19 protein-coding genes are annotated in these 19,936 nt (G+C 55.6%); 4 read left to right on the top strand and 15 right to left on the bottom strand.

Annotated features, from left to right (window positions below; genetic code table 11):
- Window positions 1-10: 10 nt before the first annotated feature.
- The 9 genes from F552_RS0109290 to F552_RS0109250 all read right to left on the bottom strand — a co-directional run bounded on the left by F552_RS0109290 (window position 11) and on the right by F552_RS0109250 (window position 10,185).
- Window positions 11-793, bottom strand: a complete 783-nt coding sequence (locus F552_RS0109290; RefSeq protein WP_018151465.1) for a 3-ketoacyl-ACP reductase — start codon at window positions 791-793, stop codon at window positions 11-13.
- Window positions 794-820: 27 nt separating this feature from the next.
- Window positions 821-1,930, bottom strand: a complete 1,110-nt coding sequence (locus tag F552_RS0109285) for an ABC transporter ATP-binding protein (protein WP_018151464.1) — start codon at window positions 1,928-1,930, stop codon at window positions 821-823.
- A gap of 3 nt (window positions 1,931-1,933) precedes the next feature.
- On the bottom strand, window positions 1,934-2,827 hold the full coding sequence (locus F552_RS0109280; RefSeq protein WP_018151463.1) for a carbohydrate ABC transporter permease: 894 nt from the start codon (window positions 2,825-2,827) through the stop codon (window positions 1,934-1,936).
- 14 nt (window positions 2,828-2,841) lie between these two features.
- Window positions 2,842-3,768 (bottom strand): carbohydrate ABC transporter permease, encoded by a 927-nt coding sequence (locus tag F552_RS0109275; protein ID WP_156802273.1) that lies wholly within the window; start codon window positions 3,766-3,768, stop codon window positions 2,842-2,844.
- 84 nt (window positions 3,769-3,852) lie between these two features.
- Window positions 3,853-5,112, bottom strand: a complete 1,260-nt coding sequence (locus F552_RS0109270; protein WP_018151461.1) for an ABC transporter substrate-binding protein — start codon at window positions 5,110-5,112, stop codon at window positions 3,853-3,855.
- Window positions 5,113-5,272: 160 nt separating this feature from the next.
- Window positions 5,273-6,784, bottom strand: coding sequence for an aldehyde dehydrogenase family protein (locus tag F552_RS0109265; RefSeq protein ID WP_018151460.1), 1,512 nt, complete (start codon window positions 6,782-6,784; stop codon window positions 5,273-5,275).
- Window position 6,785: 1 nt separating this feature from the next.
- Entirely contained in the window at window positions 6,786-7,571 is a 786-nt protein-coding gene (locus F552_RS0109260) for an enoyl-CoA hydratase/isomerase family protein (protein WP_018151459.1), read from the bottom strand.
- A complete protein-coding gene (locus tag F552_RS0109255) occupies window positions 7,568-9,151 on the bottom strand; it encodes an acyl CoA:acetate/3-ketoacid CoA transferase (RefSeq protein WP_026182558.1) in 1,584 nt (527 codons plus the stop codon). The genes F552_RS0109260 and F552_RS0109255 overlap by 4 nt, the downstream gene beginning before the upstream one ends.
- Window positions 9,152-9,180: 29 nt before the next feature.
- Window positions 9,181-10,185 carry a Gfo/Idh/MocA family protein gene (locus F552_RS0109250; protein WP_018151457.1) on the bottom strand — a complete coding sequence of 335 codons (1,005 nt, stop codon included), beginning with the start codon at window positions 10,183-10,185 and terminating at the stop codon, window positions 9,181-9,183.
- Between the two features lie 72 nt (window positions 10,186-10,257).
- On the opposite strand from F552_RS0109250, the gene F552_RS0109245 reads away from it, so the two are divergent.
- A complete protein-coding gene (locus tag F552_RS0109245) occupies window positions 10,258-11,322 on the top strand; it encodes a LacI family DNA-binding transcriptional regulator (protein WP_211208255.1) in 1,065 nt (354 codons plus the stop codon).
- A 50-nt stretch (window positions 11,323-11,372) separates the two neighbouring features.
- Here F552_RS0109245 and F552_RS0109240 read toward each other — a convergent pair whose 3' ends face one another.
- Both F552_RS0109240 and F552_RS0109235 read right to left on the bottom strand, forming a co-directional pair.
- Complete coding sequence (locus F552_RS0109240) at window positions 11,373-12,170, bottom strand: DODA-type extradiol aromatic ring-opening family dioxygenase (protein ID WP_018151455.1); 798 nt, start codon at window positions 12,168-12,170, stop codon at window positions 11,373-11,375.
- Between the two features lie 316 nt (window positions 12,171-12,486).
- The gene (locus F552_RS0109235) at window positions 12,487-13,806 is read right to left on the bottom strand and encodes a hemolysin family protein (RefSeq protein ID WP_018151454.1); all 1,320 of its coding nucleotides are present in this window, start codon (window positions 13,804-13,806) and stop codon (window positions 12,487-12,489) included.
- 187 nt (window positions 13,807-13,993) lie between these two features.
- On the opposite strand from F552_RS0109235, the gene F552_RS0109230 reads away from it, so the two are divergent.
- Window positions 13,994-14,191, top strand: a complete 198-nt coding sequence (locus F552_RS0109230) for a Lar family restriction alleviation protein (RefSeq protein ID WP_018151453.1) — start codon at window positions 13,994-13,996, stop codon at window positions 14,189-14,191.
- A 38-nt stretch (window positions 14,192-14,229) separates the two neighbouring features.
- On the opposite strand, the gene F552_RS18980 is transcribed toward F552_RS0109230, so the two are convergent.
- Together F552_RS18980 and F552_RS0109220 are read right to left on the bottom strand one after the other, a co-directional pair.
- Complete coding sequence (locus tag F552_RS18980; protein ID WP_018151452.1) at window positions 14,230-15,066, bottom strand: substrate-binding periplasmic protein; 837 nt, start codon at window positions 15,064-15,066, stop codon at window positions 14,230-14,232.
- A 162-nt stretch (window positions 15,067-15,228) separates the two neighbouring features.
- The gene (locus tag F552_RS0109220; protein WP_018151451.1) at window positions 15,229-16,452 is read right to left on the bottom strand and encodes a PQQ-dependent sugar dehydrogenase; all 1,224 of its coding nucleotides are present in this window, start codon (window positions 16,450-16,452) and stop codon (window positions 15,229-15,231) included.
- 104 nt (window positions 16,453-16,556) lie between these two features.
- On the opposite strand from F552_RS0109220, the gene F552_RS0109215 reads away from it, so the two are divergent.
- On the top strand, window positions 16,557-16,889 hold the full coding sequence (locus F552_RS0109215; RefSeq protein WP_018151450.1) for a hypothetical protein: 333 nt from the start codon (window positions 16,557-16,559) through the stop codon (window positions 16,887-16,889).
- A gap of 135 nt (window positions 16,890-17,024) precedes the next feature.
- On the opposite strand, the gene F552_RS18975 is transcribed toward F552_RS0109215, so the two are convergent.
- Window positions 17,025-17,996, bottom strand: coding sequence for a helix-turn-helix domain-containing protein (locus F552_RS18975; RefSeq protein WP_018151449.1), 972 nt, complete (start codon window positions 17,994-17,996; stop codon window positions 17,025-17,027).
- 185 nt (window positions 17,997-18,181) lie between these two features.
- Window positions 18,182-18,376 carry a hypothetical protein gene (locus tag F552_RS0109205; protein ID WP_018151448.1) on the bottom strand — a complete coding sequence of 65 codons (195 nt, stop codon included), beginning with the start codon at window positions 18,374-18,376 and terminating at the stop codon, window positions 18,182-18,184.
- A gap of 33 nt (window positions 18,377-18,409) precedes the next feature.
- On the opposite strand from F552_RS0109205, the gene F552_RS0109200 reads away from it, so the two are divergent.
- Window positions 18,410-19,909, top strand: coding sequence for an aldehyde dehydrogenase family protein (locus tag F552_RS0109200; RefSeq protein WP_018151447.1), 1,500 nt, complete (start codon window positions 18,410-18,412; stop codon window positions 19,907-19,909).
- Window positions 19,910-19,936 lie beyond the last annotated feature (27 nt).

The following is a 19,936-nucleotide window of genomic DNA, read 5'->3' as shown; positions in this document are numbered from 1 at the left end:
GCTAACCTTATCAAAAACGCGGGATGGACAAGCCGCCATCCACATACACAACCGATCCGGTTGCAAAACGGAACGCTCTGTCGGCCAGGCTGCGCACAATATGCGCGATTTCCTCTGGCTCTCCCCAGCGGGCCACCGGTACCAGCCCAGTTTCGAATTGTTTCTCGTACTTGGCCGCTACACCCGCCGTCAGGTCTGTGCGGATGATGCCAGGACGGACCTCGAACACACCGATATCATGCGCAGCCAGACGCAGCGCAAACAGCTTGGTCAGCATGCCCAGCGCAGCCTTGGACATACAATATTCGCCTCGTTCTATTGAGGCCATGTCTGCGCTGACCGATGATACCGTGACAATGCTGCAAGATAGTTCATCCTTCTGCGCCAGCATCTGCCGGGCTACCAGTTGTGTCAGAAAAAACGTCCCGCGCAGATTAGTCTCCATGACCAGATCCAGCGCCTCGGGCGTGACATCCAGCAGGTCACCACGTACCGGAGAACCGATGCCGGCATTGTTGACCAGACAGTGAATCCCGCCACCCCACTCTGCCACTTGCGCCACCAGGGCCGGATGCGCTGCTACATCTTGCAGTTCGCTGGCCAATGCCAGGCCACGGACGCCCAGCGCTTCAATCTCTGTCACCAGTTGCTGCGAGACGGCATCCGCACTGCGGCCGGTAAACGCTACATCAAACCCGGCCTGTGCCAGTGTACGCACAATGGCTGCGCCAATGCCTCTTCGGCCACCGGTAACCAGTGCGACGGGGCGTTTTATTGTTTGCGATGTTTCCATATTGGGTTACTCCCGCTGCCAGATGGCTTACGCAATCCGTTGCTCGGTCTGGCTGTCAAACATCACCAGCTTGGTCAGGTCTACCGTAAACAGGCCACGATGCCCGGCCGGGTACGTCGCGTCAGCTTCCAGCCGGGCAGTCACTTCAAAACCGCCCAGTTTCAGAATGGCCAGTGTATCCGGCCCTGTCGGTTCCGTCACAACCAGATCTGCCTGCACCTGACGGGTCAGTTCGTGCTTCTGCAGATTACCGTTGCCAATGGCTTCCGGCCGCAATCCGGCAATGATCTCCTTACCGACATACGCTGTCACACTGTCTGGCTGGGGCGGCAACGGGATCTGTAAGCCTTCCGTGGTATTGTGCTCGATTTCCAGCGCCAGGCCATCACCATGCGGCACCAGACGCCCCGGAATCAGGTTCATCGACGGAGACCCGATAAAACTGGCCACAAAGGTATTGGCCGGCTTGTTATACACCTCGGATGGCGAACCCAGCTGCTGCAATTCGCCATTGCGCATCACGGCAATCTTGGTGGCCAGTGTCATGGCCTCGATCTGGTCATGCGTCACATAGACAATGGTGGCTTTCAGGCGCTGGTGCAGCTTCTTGATCTCGGTACGCATGTCTACCCGCAGCTTGGCGTCCAGGTTCGACAAGGGTTCGTCAAACAGGAAAATCTGCGGGTGGCGTACCAGCGCACGGCCCATGGCCACCCGCTGGCGCTGACCGCCCGACAACTGGCTGGGGCGGCGATCCAGCAAATGCTGCATCTGCAATAGTTTGGCCACGTCCTGAATCGCTTTTTCGCGCTCGGCTTTCGGTACCTTGCGCATTTCCATGCCAAAGGCAATATTTTCAGCCACCGACATATTGGGATACAGCGCATAACTCTGGAACACCATGGCAATGTCACGCTTGCTGGGGTGCAGGTCATTCACACGCTGGTTACCAATCAGGATATCGCCAGACGTTACCGTATCCAGGCCGGCAATCATCGATAACAGGGTGGATTTGCCACAACCGGACGGCCCTACCAGTACCAGGAACTCGCCGTCATCAATGCCGATATCAATCCCTTTCAGGATGTCTGTCGAACCATAGGATTTGCGGACTTGTTGAATATGTAGAGAAGACATCTTTTAACCCTTTACCGAACCGGCCATCAGACCGCGAACAAAATACCGGCCACCCACGACATACACCAGCAAGGTTGGCAGCGCCGCAATCATGGCGGCAGCCATGTGCACGTTGTATTCGCGCTCGCCGGTAGACGTGTTGACGATGTTGTTAAGTGCCACCGTGATTGGTGCCGTATCCCCCGTGGTGAAAGATGCACCAAACAGGAAGTCATTCCAGATATTGGTGAACTGCCAGATGACCGTCACGGTGATGATCGGGCCAGAGCACGGCAGCAGAATCCGGAAGAAAATCCGGAAGAACCGCGCGCCATCAATCATGGCAGCCTTCACCAGCTCGTCCGGAAAGGCGATGTAGTAATTACGGAAATACAGCGTGGTAAAACACAGACCGTACACCACATGCACAAATACCAGACCGCTGGTGGACGAAGCCAACCCAGCCTTGCCCAGAAAGGCCGCCATCGGGATCAGTACGATCTGGAATGGAATAAAACAGCCAAACAGGATCAGGCCAAACAGCAGGTTGTCACCCTTGAAACGCCACTTGGTCAGGATGTAACCGTTCATGGCCCCCACAAAGGTAGAAACGCCAACGGCACTGACCACCATCTTGATGGAGTTCCAGAAGTAGCCCTTGATACCGTCACATGACAACCCGACACAGGCCTCGCCCCAGGCTTTTACCCAGGAAGCGGTTGTCCAGTGCGCTGGCAGTTTAAGAATGTTGCCGGCGTACACCTCGGACAATGGCTTGAAGGACGTCAGCAGCATCACCACCAGCGGCATCAGATAAAACGCGGCAAAGAAGATCAGCAGGCCATAGATGATCACGCGGGACCAACGGTTGGCCGACCCCTGCACCATTTGCGGGGAATCCCAGTTTTTGCTAGACATGATTGTTCCTCGGCTCAGTGGCTGGAAGTACGAGGCCCACGGACCTCTGAGTACAGGTAAGGCACCATGATGGCCGCTACCGTCAGCAGCATCATCACCGCACTGGCCGCCCCCATGCCCAGCTGGTTGCGGGTAAAGGTGTGCGCATACATGAAGGTAGACGGCAGTTCGGTCGCATAGCCCGGTCCGGCCCCCGTCAGGGCGACGACCAGCTCGTAACTCTTGATGGCCAGATGCGTCAGGATCACCAGCGCAGAGACAAACACCGGTTTCAGTTGCGGAATGATGATGCGCCAGTAGATCAGCGGCAGCGATGCACCGTCCATGGAGGCCGCCTTGATGACGTCCTGGTCGATACCGCGCAAGCCCGCCAGAAACATGGCCATCACAAAGCCGGACGCCTGCCAGACACCGGCAATCACGATGGTATAGATCGCCATCTGCTCGTTGATGATCCAGTCAAAATGAAAGCTGCTCCAACCCCAGTCGTGTGCCAGTTTTTCCAGCCCCAGCCCCGGGTTGAGAATCCACTTCCAGGCGGTTCCGGTCACGATGAACGACAATGCCATCGGGTACAGGAAAATCGCGCGCAGCGTCCCTTCGTGGCGGATGCGCTGATCCAGCAAGATGGCAATCAGCAGCCCCAGTACCATGCAGATCAGGACATACAACACCCCGAAAATCATCAGGTTATGGACAGCCACATGCCAACGCTCGTGCCCCAGCACTTTGGCGTATTGCAAGACACCCGCCCATTCCATCTTGGGAATGGTCTTGGAACGGGTAAAAGAGAGGATGCTTGTCCAGGCAATAAAGCCGTATACAAACACCAGTGTAATCAGTACCGATGGTGCCAGAACCAGCTTGGGCAATCGGACTTCCAGCCAGTCAGCAAACGATGCTGCTCTGGTTTGTCGAGGTGATGAGGCAATAGTCATCATGGCCCCCTTTCAAGCAGTGAGACGTATCAATCAATGATGTACCTTCCATAGCCCCCCGACTGCGGAAGGTACATCCGGTACAACTTACTTGCTGTCTTCCACCACTTTCACCAGCTGTTGTACAGACTGGGCCGGTGTGACCTGCAGGTTATTGAATGACTTGGTCACCACGTCATACACGGCAGACTTCACAGACTCCGGCATGGCATGACCATGGGCAAAACTGCCCAGCAGAGAACCGTTTTTCAGCGCCACTTTCAGGTCAGCCATGGATTTCTTGCCGCAGGCGTCAAAGTTGTCACCGCTCACATCCATGCGGGCCGGAATAGACCCTTTGGCAATGTTGAACTTCTCCTGGAAGCCTTTATCCATAATGGCACTGGCCAGTTGCATTTGCCCTGCGGCTTGGTCATCCCCCACCTTGAACATGGCAAACTGGTCAGAGTTAAAGGTAAAGCTGCCTTCTGTTTGCGGATACTGGAAGCACAGGAAATCCACGTTTGGTTTCTTGCCTGCTTTCAGGAACTCACCTTTCGCCCAGTCACCCATGATTTGCATGGCAGCCTTGCCATTAATCACCATGGAGGTTGCAACGTTCCAATCACGACCGGAGAAGTTAGGGTCCATCATGCCGCGCAGTTTCTGCATTTGCGCAAACGCTTTTTCCATGGTCTTGCTGCCCAATGCTTTCGGGTCCAGGTCAATCAGCGCTTGCTTGTAGAATTTTGGCCCGCCAGCAGACAAAACAGCGCTATCAAAAATGGTCGCTTCCTGCCATGCCTGGCCACCGTGTGCCAGCGGAATGTAACCGGCCTTGCGGATCTTGTCGGCCACCGCTACCAGCTCGTCAAAGGTTTTTGGCGGGGTCAGTTTCAGCTTGTCAAAGATTTCCTTGTTGGCCCAGATCCAGTTGGTGCGATGGATATTGACCGGCGCAGCAACCCAATGACCGTTGTATTTGGAGAAACGAGACAACGGTGCTGGTACGACCTTGTCCCAGCCCTCTTTGCTGGCAATGCTGTCCAGATTACCCAGCAGGCCTTCTTCTGCGTAATCCTGAATATTGAAACCCAGCATCTGCATGGCTTCTGGCGGACGGCCAGAGGCAACACGGGCGCGCAGCACGGTACGAGCCTGGTCACCGCCACCACCGGCAATCGGGCTGTCTTTCCAGCCAAAGCCGCGTTTCTGCATATCGTCTTTCAGTACCTTCAGCGCAGTTGCTTCCCCGCCAGAGGTCCACCAGTGCACGACCTCTACTTCTTTGTCAGTTGCGGCTTGGATCGTTCCAATTTGTGAATAAACCAAAGCAACTGCGGCAGATAGCAAGAAACTCTTTTTCATCTCTTTTCTCCATTTATTGTTGATACTGCTCACAACACCAACTTCCAGCGGCTTTCAGGCACATATCTGCCTGTCAGCCAGCTTCTCTGCAAACCGGCGAGCACCATGCCAACGCAAACTACGTTGACGCGGCTGGCACTCGCCGGTCATGACTACCGTGTTACTTCGGTAGCCACCAGTGACGACGCGGTCCGATATGCAACTGCACCGTTTTGGTTTCCGTAAAATCTTCTACTGCCGACTTGCCCAGTTCCCGACCCAAGCCAGAGTCGCCAAATCCGCCAAACGGCAACTCGGCGTATCCGTCCAGGAAGGTATTCACCCAGATCGTGCCAGCCTTGATCGCGCGGGCGGTTTCCAGGCATACGTCCATGTCCTTGCTCCAGACCGCAGCCGACAAGCCGTAGCATGTGCTGTTAGCCAGCTGGATCGCGTCTTTCACATCCTTGAAAGTCAGCACCGCCAGTACCGGGCCAAAGACTTCTTCTTTGGCTACAGGCATCTCGGGCGACACCCCGGTAATGATGGTGGGCTCCAGATAATAACCCTGACCCGATGGCAGGCGTTTGCCCCCCAAGCGCACCTCGGCCCCCGCCTTACGCGCGGCATCAATATGCGACAAGATGCCGTTCATCTGTGCTTCGCTGACAATCGCCCCTACTTTACAGTCCGGATGCAGCGGGTCCCCCACGGCGACCGACTTGGCTTTGTCGATAACAGCCGCGGTAAATTGCTCGGCAATGGCTTCGTGTACCAGGATCCGGCTACCACTGTTACAGCACTCGCCCGCATTGAAATACACCCCAAAGACCACGGCATCCACTGCGGCGTCCCAGTCACAATCCGGGAAGATGATCTGCGGGTTTTTACCGCCCAGTTCCAGCGCCACCTTCTTCAACTGGCGGCCGCCAACTTCCGCAATGGCCCGCCCCACCCGGGTAGAGCCGGTAAAGGTAATCATGTCGACCCCTTCGTGCTCAACCAGCGGCTGACCGGCATCCGGCCCAAGGCCCGTCACGATATTCACAACACCGTCCGGTACACCGGCTTCTTGCAGCAACTTGCCTAGCATCACGGTCGTACCGCTGGTCAATTCGCTAGGCTTGATCACCGCCGTGCAACCCGCCGCCAGCGCAAACGGCAGCTTCTGGCACAAAATCCACAGCGGGAAGTTCCAGGGTGTAATCATGGCTACCACGCCGATTGGCTGTTTCAGCACCACCCCCAGCATGTCCTTGCCCAGCGTGTTATAGCTTTCACCGTGCAGGGTTCTGGCCAGTGCGGCGGCGTAGCGCCACAGATTGGTCGTGCCTTTGACTTCGTCCCGAGCTTGTACCAGCGGCTTGCCGGATTCCAGCGACTCCTGCAACGCCAGCGTTTCCAGGTCACGCAGAATCAGGTCTGCCACTTTCAGCAGGACATCTGCCCGTTCTGCCGCAGTAATCTCCGACCAGATGCCCGCATCAAACGCTGTGCGTGCGGCTTTCACCGCCAGGTCCACATCAGCCGCCTGCGCCTGCGGATACGATCCCACCGCAATCTGGTGTGCCGGGCTGAAGCGGGTATCTCGCTTGCCTGCCATGGCTTCTACAAACCGGCCATTGATCAGCATTTGCCCGACAAATGGTTCGGCAGGCAACGTCTGGTTAGCGGGCGTGTTCAACAATGTCATCTCATTCTCCTTGATAGCCTGGCTTTAGCTTTTCCTGAAAGCTGCGCAAGCCTTCTTTTGCATCTTTTGTTGTGGCAGACAATGCGCCGGCCATGGCTTCCAGCGTCATGGCCAGACCAACTCCCTGACCAGCATCTATCAGCTGCTTGGTCAGCTGCACAGACACCGGTGCCTGGCGGGCAATCTCTTCGGCCATCTGCCGGGCATGTGGCAAGACTTGGCCAGCGGCAGATATCTCCTGAATCAGGCCAATCCGCCGTGCTTCTTCGGCATTGATCTTGCGCCCGGTAAACGCCAGCAGTTTCACGGCCCCCACACCGACCAGCCCAACCAGCCGTTGCGTACCAGACCAGCCCGGGCAAGTCGCAATGCCAGCCTCCGGCAAGGCAAACGTCGCAGACGGGTCTGCAATGCGGATATCCGCCGTGGCCGCCAGTTCCAGACCGCCACCAAATGCATGATGATTGATGGCTGCAATCACCGGCATCCTCAACTGCGCCAATGCATCAAAAATGCGATGCCCGTTCCGGACCCACGACCGCCACATGCCCAACGGTTCCAGACTGGACCACTGGTTGATGTCTGCACCGACGCAGAACGCCCGCTCTCCGGCCCCCGTCAGAATCACCGCCCGGACATCCGTTCTGGCGTCCAGTTCACGCACCACGGCTTCCAGCTCGTTCAGCATGAAAGGCGTCAAGGCATTCAGTTTTGCTGGTCGATCAATCAGGATGGTAGCAATCTGCCCATCCTGATGCAGACGAATATTACCTTCTGGCGTACTCATGCGGATTTCCTCAGCGTCAGGTTCATCGGTGCATTGGTAAACAGGGCGGCATCCATCCGCTTGAGTGATGGAGATACCAGTAGCGGAAACTCTGCCTGTCCCAGTACGTCTTTTTCCAGATCAATCCCCGGGGCAATTTCTGTCACCATCAAACCCGCTTGGGTCAGTGTCATCACACAACGCTCGGTAACATACAATATTTTCTGGGAACGTTCCAATGCAATTTTGCCACTAAAGGTTACGTGTTCCACTTCCTCCACAAACTTGCGGGACCGGCCCTCCTGCGTGATCTTCAGTTCACCGTTACCGACTTCAAACTTGGCCCCCGCCGTGAAATACCCGGAGAAAATAATCGATTTTGCATGCGAGGTAATATCCACAAAACCACCACAACCTGCGGTCAGGTAAGGCTTGGCCCCCAGCTTGGAGACATTGACGTTCCCCATGCGGTCAATCTGCATGAAAGACAACAAAGACAGGTCGAATCCGCCGCCCTGAAAATACGTAAACTGGTCTGGCGACGGCATGATGGCATCCGCATTGGCCGAGCAGCCAAAAGCAAACCCCAATAAAGGCACGCCGCCTACCGCCCCCTGCTCGATCACCCAGGTCGCTTCACCATCCAGCCCTTCTTCCAGCAATATGCGCGGCACATTGGCCGAAATGCCAAACCCCAGATTAACCGCATCGCCTTCCGCCACTTCCATCGCCGCGCGTCGGGCTATCACCTTGTCGGTACCCCAGTCAGCGTATTCAAAAATATGTGCCGGCTGGCGGATCTCTCCACTGATGGCCGGATCATACGCGGTCTGGGTGGTTTGCATTTGCGCCTCATCCACCACAATATAATCCACCAGATTGCACGGGACGCGCACATCCTGCGTACGTAGCGAGCCATTAGCGACGACACGCTTGACCTGTGCAATGACGATACCTCCGTTATTTCTTACCGCCAGCGCCTGATCCAGCCCGCCCAGATATGCCCCTTCATGCTCGAAGGACAGATTGCCTTTTTCGTCTGCGGTGGTCGCACGGATAATCGCTACATCTGGCACGATATTCGGAAAATGCAGCCAGGTGTCCCCACCAAAGTGTACCTTCTGCACAATCGGCTCACTGGCAGCCTTGTCGTTCATGGCGCATCCCTGCCGGTCCGGGTCCACAAAGGTATCCAGCCCCACTTTGGTCAGCACGCCCGGCTTGTGGGCTGCCACATCACGGTGCATGTCAAACAGGATGCCGCTGGGTACGTTGTAACCGGCAATCTCGTTCTCTACGATCAGGCGCCAGATGTCCGGCATGGGCAATGAAGAAGGACCACTCGGCAACGAGCCGGCAATGATGCGGCGGATCAACCCCGGCTGTGCCAGATGCTCCACCCCCTTGATGCCATACATGTCACCCGCCGCAATCGGATGCAGCATGGTCAGTGCAGACGGACTGCCCGTGGCCCGGAAGCGCTCGCCAATAGCAGCCAGCATGGCATCCGGACATCCCAGTCCGCTCGACGAACTCACCGTTACCACGGCCTGATCTTGAATCAGGCTGGCGGCTTCATTCAGGCTTATCAACTTCTTCATTTGGTCACCCATCTCACAAACTTGCTAACTTAAATTGCAACATATACCCGACGATACGTGCGGCAGGCTTCCTGCACAGCCAGCGCCGTCGCCAGCGACCAGACGCCATCCTCGCCGGTGGCAGCAGGCAGGCCCAGCCCGCGCACAGCCTCGTGGAAGCAGCGTACAGAACGCACATACAGGTTTTCATGTTCCACAGCCACGGCAGACAAACCTGCTTCGGTTTTCAGCTCAACCGTCCCTACGGCTTTCTGGGTCATGACATTTTTGGCAAAAATCGAACCAGCCGTGCCATGTATCTCGATGCCCGTCTCTGCAAACCGGGTGGTAAAGGCATCGTGCACCTGTGCCAGCACGCCGTTTTCAAATTCAATCACGGCCATGACGCCATCTTCCAGGTCCTGGATGGCCATCTGGCTGTTACGGCCAATCCCGACAGTAGACAAGGGATTTGCGCCAAAGATAAAACGCAGGGTATCCACATCATGCACGGTAATATCCAGAATCACCCCGCCGCCCTCTTCCGGACGGTTCAGGCGCCAGCCCTGCAAATGCTCAGGCAGATAGACAGCATGGGACACACGTGCAAACAAAGGTTTGCCAATGGCTCCGGTCTGCACCAGTTCACGCATCTTGCGATGGGTTGCTGCGTTTCTCAGATGATGGTTAGTGGCCATGACCACACCCGCCTGCTGGCTAACCGCCACCATTTCACGGGCTTCGTCCAGCGTCAGGGCCAATGGTTTTTCGCACAGGACATGCTTGCCCGCCTTCATGGCCGCAATGGCCTGGGCAAAATGGTGACCGTTGGTGGTACTGATATAAACAGCATCAATATCCGCGTTAGTCAGCACATCGTCCAAAGCGCTGCTGGCTTGGGGAATATTGAACTCGGCCGCAAACTTGTCGGCCCTGTCCTGGCTTTGGCTCACGACAGCCAGTATCTGGCCGGCGCCTTCGGCCGTGATGGCATGGCACATCCATTCACGGGCAATGGTACTGGCACCCACAAGTGCCCAGCGGATCGGATTCATGTGTACTACCTCTTTAGATCGTTTTAATCATTATTTGGAACGTTCCAAAAATATTATTATGGTAAGATTCGAATGTCAACAACTTTTTTATATCCGACAATGTCCCTGTCCAAAGCCCCTGGTAGCGCTATCACGATTCATGACATCGCCGCAGAAGCCGGCGTCTCCAAATCGACCGTGTCCCTGGTACTGAAAAAAAGCCCGTTGATCAAGCCGGAAACCGCTGCCAAAGTCTGGAAAGCGGCAGAAAAACTGGGCTACGTTTACAACCGCATGGCGGCTAATCTGCGGCAAAAAAGCAGTAATGTGGTGGGGGTTATCGTTAACGACCTGACCAACCCCTTCTTTGTCGAATTACTGATCGGCATTGAACGGGTGCTGCTGCAGTCTGGTTACATTACCCTGATGGCCCATACGGCTGAAAGCGCGCAGGTGCAAGAAAAGGTCATTGCATCGTTCCGGGAGCAAAACGCCGCCGGCATTTTGATGTGTCCTGCGTTTGGAACCTCGGTAGAAACAATAGACCGGCTGCGGGAAATGCATCTGCCGTTTGTGATCATGGTCCGGCAGCTGGGAGATCTGAATTACGATTATGTAGGTGCTGCCAACGTAGATGGTACACGTATGGCGACGGAACATCTGCTAAGACTGGGACACACTCGCATCGGATTCATTGGCCGCAGCCAGAATAGTCTGGTTGGCCTGCAACGTCAGTCGGGCTACGAAGAAGCCTTGAAACAGGCAGGTATTTCCTTGAACCCGGCCTGGGTAGTGGACTCCCCCGTCTCGATGCAAGGCGGGCAGGACGGTGCAAAAATCCTGCTGGACATGGAAAACGGGCCAACCGCCGTAGTCTGTTATAACGACCTGGTGGCAATGGGGGTGCTCAACGAGCTGGATTATCGCGGTTTACGCGCCGGCAAAGACATGGCCGTGATCGGGTTTGATGATATCGCCACGGCCAAACATACCAATCCACCGCTGACCACGTTAGCCATCAACCCGGAGCAGCAAGGCGAAATCGCCTCCAGAATGCTGCTCAACCAGTTGCGGGACCACCCTGCGACGCATAATCATTACTTCTCGCAGCCCAAACTGATGGTACGGGAATCCAGCGGCGGCATGCTAACTCGCTAACCGTAATACAAACCGGCCAGGGCTTAGCCCGACAACCAGCACGGCAAACATTAGCCAAAGCGATAACTGGACGCCGTAATGCCGCCAAAGATATTTTCTTCGTGGTACACCTGCGTGGCGGGTTCTGCCTCTGCTGCGCCCAGCGCCACCATCAACGGAATCAGGTGGTCTTCTCTCGGATGTGCAATTCGTGCGGCCGGCGCTTTGGCCCAGTCACAGACCATCGCAGTCCGCTGCTCTGTAGACGTCAACGCCATGGCATCCGCCAGCCAGTGATCAAACAATTCTGACGCTTCTTTTCCTTGCGGGCCAAACATCCGCAGGTTGTGGTAGCTAAGTCCGCTACCAATGATCAGCACATCTTCATCGCGCAATGGCGCCAGCGCCCTGCCCAGCTTCACATGCTCCATCGGATCGTAGTGGCTGCGCATGGATAATTGCACCACCGGCACATCCGCATCCGGATACATCACCACCAAAGGGGCAAAAGTACCATGGTCAAAACCACGCTCAGGGTCCAGCGCAGCGGGCAAACCGGCATCCGTAATCAGCTGCCGCACGCGCTCTGCCAGCACCGGATCACCCGGCGCCTGATACTTGACCTCATAGGTATGCGGCGGAAAACCATAGTAGTCATACACCATGGGGGGTCTGGGGCTGGACATCACGGTATAGACAGATTCTTCCCAATGACCAGAAATCATCAGCACGGCTTTGGGCTTATGCCCCAGTTGCCGGGTCATGTCGACCAGCGACTCTTCCAGAATGCGCATTTTCGCGCGGAAATCCGGCATGTACGGCCAAGGGCCGCCGCCGTGAGAGATAAAATAGGTAGGCAGTTTGCTCATGATCCGGATTCCTTGTGATGGGGCTTCTCTGCGCATGCAGCAGGTCATCAGATGATGCTAGCACACCCAGATCTGCCAGCCATTTGAAAAACCAGAACAAGCCCTACAGATATTTTGAACCAAATGAGGGCCAGTTCACATTATTTTTTCGAGTGTGAACCGGGTGAAAACAACGGCAATCCAGGTGGGTGACGAAGCCCAGACTGGGCGCCTGGGTGAGGAGCGCAACTACGAGAGGTGTTGTTTTACCCGGTTCCCTACGGGTTGCGGTCAAAAAGGTCTGCGCTGCATCTCGAGAAAACAGTGTGAACAGGCCCTAATGAGAATGTACAGCGGAGACATCTACGCGCGGGTACACCCGAACCAGAATGATGCGCGGGCCACTCATTTTCTTGATCACCACATCAAACTGCTCGAAGCTGATCTTGTCGCCTTCTTTGGGGATTTCACCCAGCTTCCACATGATCAGGCCGCCGACGGAATCTGCATCATCCTGATCCACATCCACACCGAGCGCTCGCTCCAGCGTGAAAATGGGTAAGCTCCCCTTGCCGATCAGGGTACCGTCATCCAGCAAGGTCCAGTCATTGTAGTGCTGGCGGAACTCGTCCCGGATCTCGCCTACCAGTGCGCCCAGCAGGTTATCCAGTGTCACGAACCCTAGCGGGTCTTCCGGCTGGTAAGCAACAACGGCAAAATGCGGGCCGCCCAGCTTGAAGCGGCGAAACAGCTCCATCGCCTGGATATCCGGCGCTACATACACGACCGGCCGCATCAGCTTGGCCAGGTCCAGTGCTTCCGGTTTGCCTTGCAGTGCCAAGAACAGATGCTTGAGGTGGATAACCCCCTTGATGTGACCGTCCTTGTCCAGATACGGATAACGGCTGAAACGGTGCTGAGCAATGATGTCCAGGTTTTCTGCCAGCGTTTTGTCTGCGCTGAGCGCAACCACCTCGCTAAACGGACGCATCAGGTCAGAGACCTCCAGCTCGCCAAAATCCAGCGTATGCGCCAGGATATTCCACTCCGCCTTGGTAAAGTTGCTGGTATCTTTGCCGCTGCGGACAATCAGCTTCAGTTCATCGGCCGAATAATGGGCTTCATGTCCGTGGCCGCTCCCCAGCCCCACCAGTCGCAATACAGCGTTGGCACTGTTGTTCAGTACCCAGATCGCCGGATACATGCCATGGTAAAACCCGTACAGCGGCACGGCAGACCATAGCGCCACCGACTCCGGCACGCGGATCGCCATGGACTTTGGCGCCAGTTCCCCCACCACAATGTGCAGGAACGAAATGGTAAAGAACGCAAAGAAGAAAGAAATGCCGTGAACCAGCTCTTCGGAAAAGATACCGGCCAGGTTCAGTACCGGGGTCAAGAGCTCGGCAAAGGCCGGTTCACCTACCCAACCGAGCCCGAGCGACGCCAGGGTAATCCCCAGCTGGCAGGCAGACAGGTACGCATCCATCTGCCCATGGACTTTTGCCAGAATCCGGCCTCGTAACCCTTGTGTTTTGGCAATCGCCTTTACCCGTGTTGCCCTTAATTTGACCAATCCAAACTCGGCGGCCACAAAAAAGCCATTGAGTGCGACCAGAAACAACGCCAACAACACCAGTAATATATGACTACCCATATCAAGAGCGTAAAAGCTCAGACCCTTTCGGCAACAATAAGACGCATATTGTAGCGATTCTTGGGGTTATTCGGGGGAATTATGCAGGAATAATGCATTCAGACCGGCCAATTTAAGGGTAGCTGTCTGCAGATGGGGTGCATCATGGTTATAATGAAGACCTGATAGTTGCCCACTCTGGATCAAGATGACCTCGACACCCGCCACCCTGCCCGATATCAAGCCATGCCCCAAATGCGGCCAGCCCGGAGAACTCCGCAAGGCAGGCTCTAACCGTGTCTGGGTACAATGCGCCAAATATGGAAAAGACGGCAATTGCACCGCCATTAGCCGTCCGGAAGCCAACAAAAAAGACGCCATCGCTTCCTGGAACCGCATGCGCTGATGGTGTAGTCCGCTTGGCAGAATCAACCGCCAGTATGCTTAATGCTGACGGTTTTTAGCTTCCGCCAGGGGTTCGGGTGAAATGTCCGGCAACGCAACCAGATCTGGTGGTGTGTCGTCCGGTAGCCACTTTTTGAACATGACCTGATAGGTACCTTCGTGCTTCATCTGGTTTAGTGCCTTTTGCCAGCTTTTGACCAACGTTGGCGATGTTTGCAGCGAAAAGGCGATGTAGGTGCTGTTACGGATAAACGGCAACACTGCCGTCACCTGATCGCTTGTCATGTTCTCGGCTTTCAGCAGGGCCGGCATGTTCTGCTGGTCAGCCACAATCAAGGGTACTCGCCCGCTTCTCAGCAGTTTCAGCATGACTTGCGGATCGGACACTGCGGCCAGGTTGTCAAAACCTACCTTCTCCAGCACCTGATAAGACGCCCAGTCCAGTGGTACACCAATATTGTCCATTCTTTTGGCATCCGCCATTGTCAGGTGCCGGTAGTTCTCATTGCGGCTCAAGGCATAAAAGCTGGTCACGGTGGTGGTTAATGGCCCAACCCACTGAAACAGCCGCTCCCGTTCCAGGGTGCGGGTGGTGGCAAAGAGGCCGGTATTCGGCTTCAACTGCGCCAGTCTGTAGCCCCTGGCCCAGGGCACCAGTGTTACGGAAATATTGGTCCCGGTTTTTCTGGATAATACATTCACTACGTCCACCACTAACCCGTCCGGTGTGCCTTGGCGGCTGAAATTGAGCGGCGGATATTCTTCCGTGTAAAAAGAGATCCGGGGCTTGCTGGCATGGGAAGCCGGCACCAGACAGCAGAACACAAACATACTGCCTACAATCTGCCGAATTGCAGTGCGATAAGCCAGTGCCAATACGAACCCCTTCTTTCAGCGGCATGATGCAGATCTCACACCACACCCGGATAAATGACCGAATATTCGTTATGATTCTGGCATGCAACATGTCATAACGTCAAACGTTCACCGGGGTTCTACGTGTTTATCCTGATCGCATAATTTTGTCAGCTACCCCGTTTATTTCCCGATATACACCAGTCGCAGTACGTCTGCGTTGCGGTCTTCCGTGATCAGAACGCTGCCGTCTGCGGCCACGCGCACATCCACTGGCGCCCCCATGGGTTGAGCACCTTTGGCACCCCAGCCTTCAATCAACGATTTAAAGTTGCCGGTTGGGGCACCGTTCTGGTCGGTAGCAAAGGCGACCAGACGGTGGCCGTTATCACGGTAGCCGTGAAATCCGACCAGCAAGTTACCTTGCCAGCTGGCGGGGAACTTCTGGGCGGTATAAAACGCCATCCCCAGCGGCGCAGCATGGCCGGGCAGCAGTTTGACCGGGGTTCTGGTCTTCTTGCAGTCTGCCTTGGGGAACTCCGGACTAGGGAGGTTGTTGTCGTAACAGTAAGGCCAGCCATAATTGGCCCCGGCTTCCAGGCGGTTGATCTCGTCGTGCGGTAGGTCATTATCATTGGGGAGGTTAAGTTTGCGTCCAATGGCATCGCGGCTGTTTTCTCCTTGCCAGATTGTTCCGCTCTCCCCGTGCAGGGCCAGGGCAACCGAGTTGCGCAAGCCACTGCTAAATACCTGCCAGTCGATAAATTTGCCGCCAGGTTTGTCAAAGCGGTAGCGGCGTACCAGTCCGCGTGCCTCTTTACCTTCGGCCTCCTTGCAGACGCTTTGACCTGCTGCCGCATCACAATTGTCGGATTCGCTACCGGTATTCACCAGCAGTTGTCCGTCTTTGTCGAACAACAGACTGACCAGTGGATGGCGGCCGGTAGCTGGCAGCGCAGGCATGCCAGACGTACCGCCAATCATGTGTTCTGCTACGGCGGGCGTCTGATCTGGTTTGAAGCGGATGACGCCGCCCACCACGCCCACGTAAACGTTTTTGTCCGGGCCCATCACGATGCCGTGCGGCCGGTCCAGTTTGTCCAGCACACGGGTTTTCTGTACGGTGCTATTCTGGAAATGTAATCGCCACACGGACCCTTTGTTATTTTGCCAACCGCCCATATCTACTAATAAAGCGTCTCCGTTGCTTAATGGCAAAATGCCGCGCGGAAAGGTAAAGCCGTCTGCCACCACGCCCACACAAAACCCAGGGGGGGTCGAGACATTGATTCTGGGGTAACCATCGCACTGGCCACTGACTGGATAACCTGCGGCAAAGCTGTTGCCAACGGTGGCTGACAGCGCCAGACCGGCGAAAAAAGCGAGTCGGGATGACAAAGTACGCATTGAGTTGTTGCCTTTAAGTCAAAATCGTTGCAAAAACGTTACATTATTCAAATGACATGTCATGATAACAGTGATGACCAGAAAGTGCATGCTAGACTGAATTTATGAAAAGCTATCGTATTACGATTACCCTTGCGCCACTGAGTGAACTTGAATGTCACCGCGCGCTTGACGCCATTAACCAGTACTGGCGCAGACCAGAACTGCTCAGTCAGAAACCATGGCAAGGTGCTTTTATCCTGACAGCGTCGGCAGAGATGGAGATGTCGGTACTGGAAACGGAGCGGCTTTTTGGCAAACGGCTGGCATCTGCCATCTGGAGACGATTGGGCCGTTACGTCAAGGTCACGGTAGACTGTGTGGGCATTGAGTCAGATACCAATTCGGTACTGGTATTTGATGAAACCAACTATCGCGAAGCCATGTCCATCCGCTAAGCGCGGCTTGCACCGTCTACTACTTCTGCAACACCCATTCCTGCCGGGCTCCCGGCCTCTCATCATGCAGCCTGACCCAGCGCCAGGCTTCATCTAATCAGACCATTTCAACCGGTAAGCACCGAATATTTGCAATCAGGACAATTTGATGTTGACTTGCGCAGCCAGGCCTTTGGCGCGCGTTTCGGATGGTAGCTCGTTGAACAGCCGACTGTAATCGCGTGAAAAATGCCCCAAGTGATAAAACCCCCAGTACCCGGCCGCTTCGCGTACGGCGTTGTTTGCCGTCGCGGGGTTGGACAGCATGCGCCGTACACCGTTTAGGCGGATGGAACGCAGATAATCCACTGGCGTGGTATTGGTAATCAGCTGAAAACTGTTTTGCAGGGTGCGGCGGCTGACTCTCAGGGTATGGCAGAGATCCAGCACGGTAACGGGCTCCTCCGGGCTGGCCATCACAATGGACTGACTGCGTTTGACGATATCGCTGTGCGTGGCATGGGTGATATTGTGGCGAGCGCCCGTGGTGACCTCGTTCAGCAAATCCAGCAGCAAGGAAATGAACTGGTGGCGAATCAGCTTTTGCGTACCCGCAAAGCCAAGCAGATCCGGGTTTTCCTGCGCCTGCTCAAAGGCGTCTGTCAGCATGCACCGAACAGGCTCCATCCGGTTATCGGGTACTTCTATGACTGGATGGCGCTGACGGCTGGTGGTCAGGTGCTCGGCCAGTTCTGGCGCCAGAATCTCGATATCCGTATAAGGGACAGACACCTGAATGGAATCGACGTTAGGCGGTAAGTGAAATACGAACTCCTCCCCTCCCCCCAGCACCAACACCGAGTTTAGCGTAACAGGGCGCCCCTGCAACGAACACGCCCCCGGCACGCTCAGCGGAATGCAGAAGTTAAGCATGCGAGCCGGTGCCTGGCCATACTGCACCACCCGCTGATTCAGCAATTCTCTGAAAATGCTCAGGTCCCCGACAGTGACATGCGACAGCGAACTGTGAAAGCGCCCGGCCGTGATCTGGTCGTAAGTCTGCTTCCAGCTGGGTACCGCGATGGCATGCTGCTGGGCATCTTCAAACTGTCTGGATTCGGTAAACATGTGCATCCTCTGGTATTGCGCGTGTGTGAAATCGTGCACTTTTTTGCAAGCATACTACAAAGTTTCTTTCGGTTTGACCTGTGGCGGCCATCCCGCTGAAAAAAGGCAGTTCATCATTTTTTTATTAATTTATTAATGAGTTAATGTATAACGTTGTCGCAACAGATGCAATAGCCTGATACACGTCATTTTTGACCAGCCATTTTTTGCGCGTTGCCACCCCCAACCGTTTCCATCTTCAGAAAAGCTCGCTTTGCCAATTTGGGATAAAGCATTTTCTGCACAAGAAGTACATTCACTCCTACAAACAGCAGCACGCATTGCGCCAGTTGATGAACAGACTTGCCAGATGCTGCCACCGTCAGTAACAGACTGGCCAATGACCTGTCGGAAAGATTCTAGGAGACGTAGAGATGACACAAAATCTGGTACCCGTTCTGGGCGAAGTAAATGCATTTTTGCAGAAACAACATGGTTTGCTGATAGATGGCAAGTCTGCGTCGACCCGGGCTGGCAAACGCATTGATGTGCGTAACCCGGCCACCGGTGAAGTCATTTCTACGGTTGCCGATGCCGATGCGCAGGATGTGGATGACGTTGTGCAGGCGTCTCATCGCGCATTCACCTCTGGCGTATGGTCCAAGGCCCGCCCTGCTGACCGCGAACGCATGCTGCTGAAACTGGCCGATGTACTGGAAGCACACGCCGAAGAACTGGCCCAGCTGGAAACCCTGAACCAGGGCAAGTCCATTCACATCTCCCGCGCCATCGAAGTCGGTGCTGCAATCGAATATGTTCGCTACATGGCAGGCTGGGCAACCAAGATTACCGGCGAAACCATGGATGTTTCCATTCCGGTACCGGAAGGTGCGCGCTATACCGCCTACACCCGCCGCGAACCGGTGGGCGTGGTGGCAGGGATTGTGCCTTGGAACTTCCCGCTGATGATTGCCATCTGGAAGCTGATTCCGGCATTGGCCGCTGGCTGTACGATTGTCCTGAAACCCTCTACCGAAACCCCGTTGACCGCCCTGCGTCTGGGCGAGCTGGTACTGGAAGCCGGCATTCCGGCCGGTGTGGTTAACGTATTGACGGGCCGCGGCAGCGTAGCCGGCCAGGCACTGGCCAGCCACCCGCTGGTCAGCAAGATTTCATTCACGGGTTCGACCGAGATCGGCAAGACCGTGGGCCATGCAGCGGTGGATAACATGACCCGCTTCTCGCTGGAACTGGGCGGCAAAAACCCGATGATCATTTTTGGCGATGTACCGGTTGAAAAAGCCATTCAGGGCGCCATGATGGGCGGTTTCCTGAACCAGGGCCAGGTTTGTGCCGCGGCATCCCGCCTGTATATCCATCGCAGCAAGTTTGAACAGGTTGTCGAAGGTCTGGCCGCTGCAGCAGACTCGATGACGGTCGGTGCCGGCATGGACGTAACCGCCCAGATCAACCCACTGGTCTCTGCACGCCAGCAGCAGTCCGTCTGCAAATACATCGATATCGGCCGTCAGGAAGGCGCAACCGTGGTGGCTGGTGGTTACGCGCCAGACATGCCGGGTTACTTTGTGCGTCCGACCGTAATGATCAATGTGGATCACAGCAAAACGCTGGTGCGTGAAGAAGTGTTTGGCCCGGTACTGGTGGCCATGCCGTTTGATACCCCGGAAGAAGCCATCCGGCTGGCCAATGACACCCCTTACGGTCTGGCCGCCAGTGTCTGGACCAACGACCTGTCTGCCGTCATGCATGTGGTGCCGGAAATCCAGGCGGGTACGGTGTGGGTCAACAGCCATATCCCGCTCGACCCTAACATGCCGTTTGGCGGCCACAAACAGTCTGGCGTTGGCCGCGAATTTGGGCGCGGTGCCGTCGAAAACTTTACCGAACTCAAATCCGTGTGCATTGCGTACTAACCGACAGCCCCCTGTTCGCCTTTGAAG

Source organism: Leeia oryzae DSM 17879 (assembly GCF_000376945.1).
In the GTDB taxonomy this organism is placed as follows: Bacteria; Pseudomonadota; Gammaproteobacteria; order Burkholderiales; family Leeiaceae; genus Leeia; species Leeia oryzae.
The sequence above is the reverse complement of the archived record's forward strand: the minus strand, read 5'-3'. Positions and strand labels throughout refer to the sequence as shown.

What these genes read in the sequence shown, in the direction of transcription:
- F552_RS0109270 (WP_018151461.1), bottom strand. Translation starts at nt 5,112, where the DNA reads ATGAAAAAGAGTTTCTTGCTATCTGCCGCAGTTGCTTTGGTTTATTCA.
- F552_RS0109255 (WP_026182558.1), bottom strand. Translation starts at nt 9,151, where the DNA reads ATGAAGAAGTTGATAAGCCTGAATGAAGCCGCCAGCCTGATTCAAGAT.
- F552_RS18975 (WP_018151449.1), bottom strand. Translation starts at nt 17,996, where the DNA reads ATGTTTACCGAATCCAGACAGTTTGAAGATGCCCAGCAGCATGCCATC.
- F552_RS0109250 (WP_018151457.1), bottom strand. Translation starts at nt 10,185, where the DNA reads ATGAATCCGATCCGCTGGGCACTTGTGGGTGCCAGTACCATTGCCCGT.
- F552_RS0109220 (WP_018151451.1), bottom strand. Translation starts at nt 16,452, where the DNA reads ATGCGTACTTTGTCATCCCGACTCGCTTTTTTCGCCGGTCTGGCGCTG.
- F552_RS0109215 (WP_018151450.1), top strand. Translation starts at nt 16,557, where the DNA reads ATGAAAAGCTATCGTATTACGATTACCCTTGCGCCACTGAGTGAACTT.
- F552_RS0109200 (WP_018151447.1), top strand. Translation starts at nt 18,410, where the DNA reads ATGACACAAAATCTGGTACCCGTTCTGGGCGAAGTAAATGCATTTTTG.
- F552_RS0109240 (WP_018151455.1), bottom strand. Translation starts at nt 12,170, where the DNA reads ATGAGCAAACTGCCTACCTATTTTATCTCTCACGGCGGCGGCCCTTGG.
- F552_RS0109260 (WP_018151459.1), bottom strand. Translation starts at nt 7,571, where the DNA reads ATGAGTACGCCAGAAGGTAATATTCGTCTGCATCAGGATGGGCAGATT.
- F552_RS0109235 (WP_018151454.1), bottom strand. Translation starts at nt 13,806, where the DNA reads ATGGGTAGTCATATATTACTGGTGTTGTTGGCGTTGTTTCTGGTCGCA.
- F552_RS0109275 (WP_156802273.1), bottom strand. Translation starts at nt 3,768, where the DNA reads ATGATGACTATTGCCTCATCACCTCGACAAACCAGAGCAGCATCGTTT.
- F552_RS0109285 (WP_018151464.1), bottom strand. Translation starts at nt 1,930, where the DNA reads ATGTCTTCTCTACATATTCAACAAGTCCGCAAATCCTATGGTTCGACA.
- F552_RS0109230 (WP_018151453.1), top strand. Translation starts at nt 13,994, where the DNA reads ATGACCTCGACACCCGCCACCCTGCCCGATATCAAGCCATGCCCCAAA.
- F552_RS0109265 (WP_018151460.1), bottom strand. Translation starts at nt 6,784, where the DNA reads ATGACATTGTTGAACACGCCCGCTAACCAGACGTTGCCTGCCGAACCA.
- F552_RS0109245 (WP_211208255.1), top strand. Translation starts at nt 10,258, where the DNA reads ATGTCAACAACTTTTTTATATCCGACAATGTCCCTGTCCAAAGCCCCT.
- F552_RS0109280 (WP_018151463.1), bottom strand. Translation starts at nt 2,827, where the DNA reads ATGTCTAGCAAAAACTGGGATTCCCCGCAAATGGTGCAGGGGTCGGCC.
- F552_RS0109290 (WP_018151465.1), bottom strand. Translation starts at nt 793, where the DNA reads ATGGAAACATCGCAAACAATAAAACGCCCCGTCGCACTGGTTACCGGT.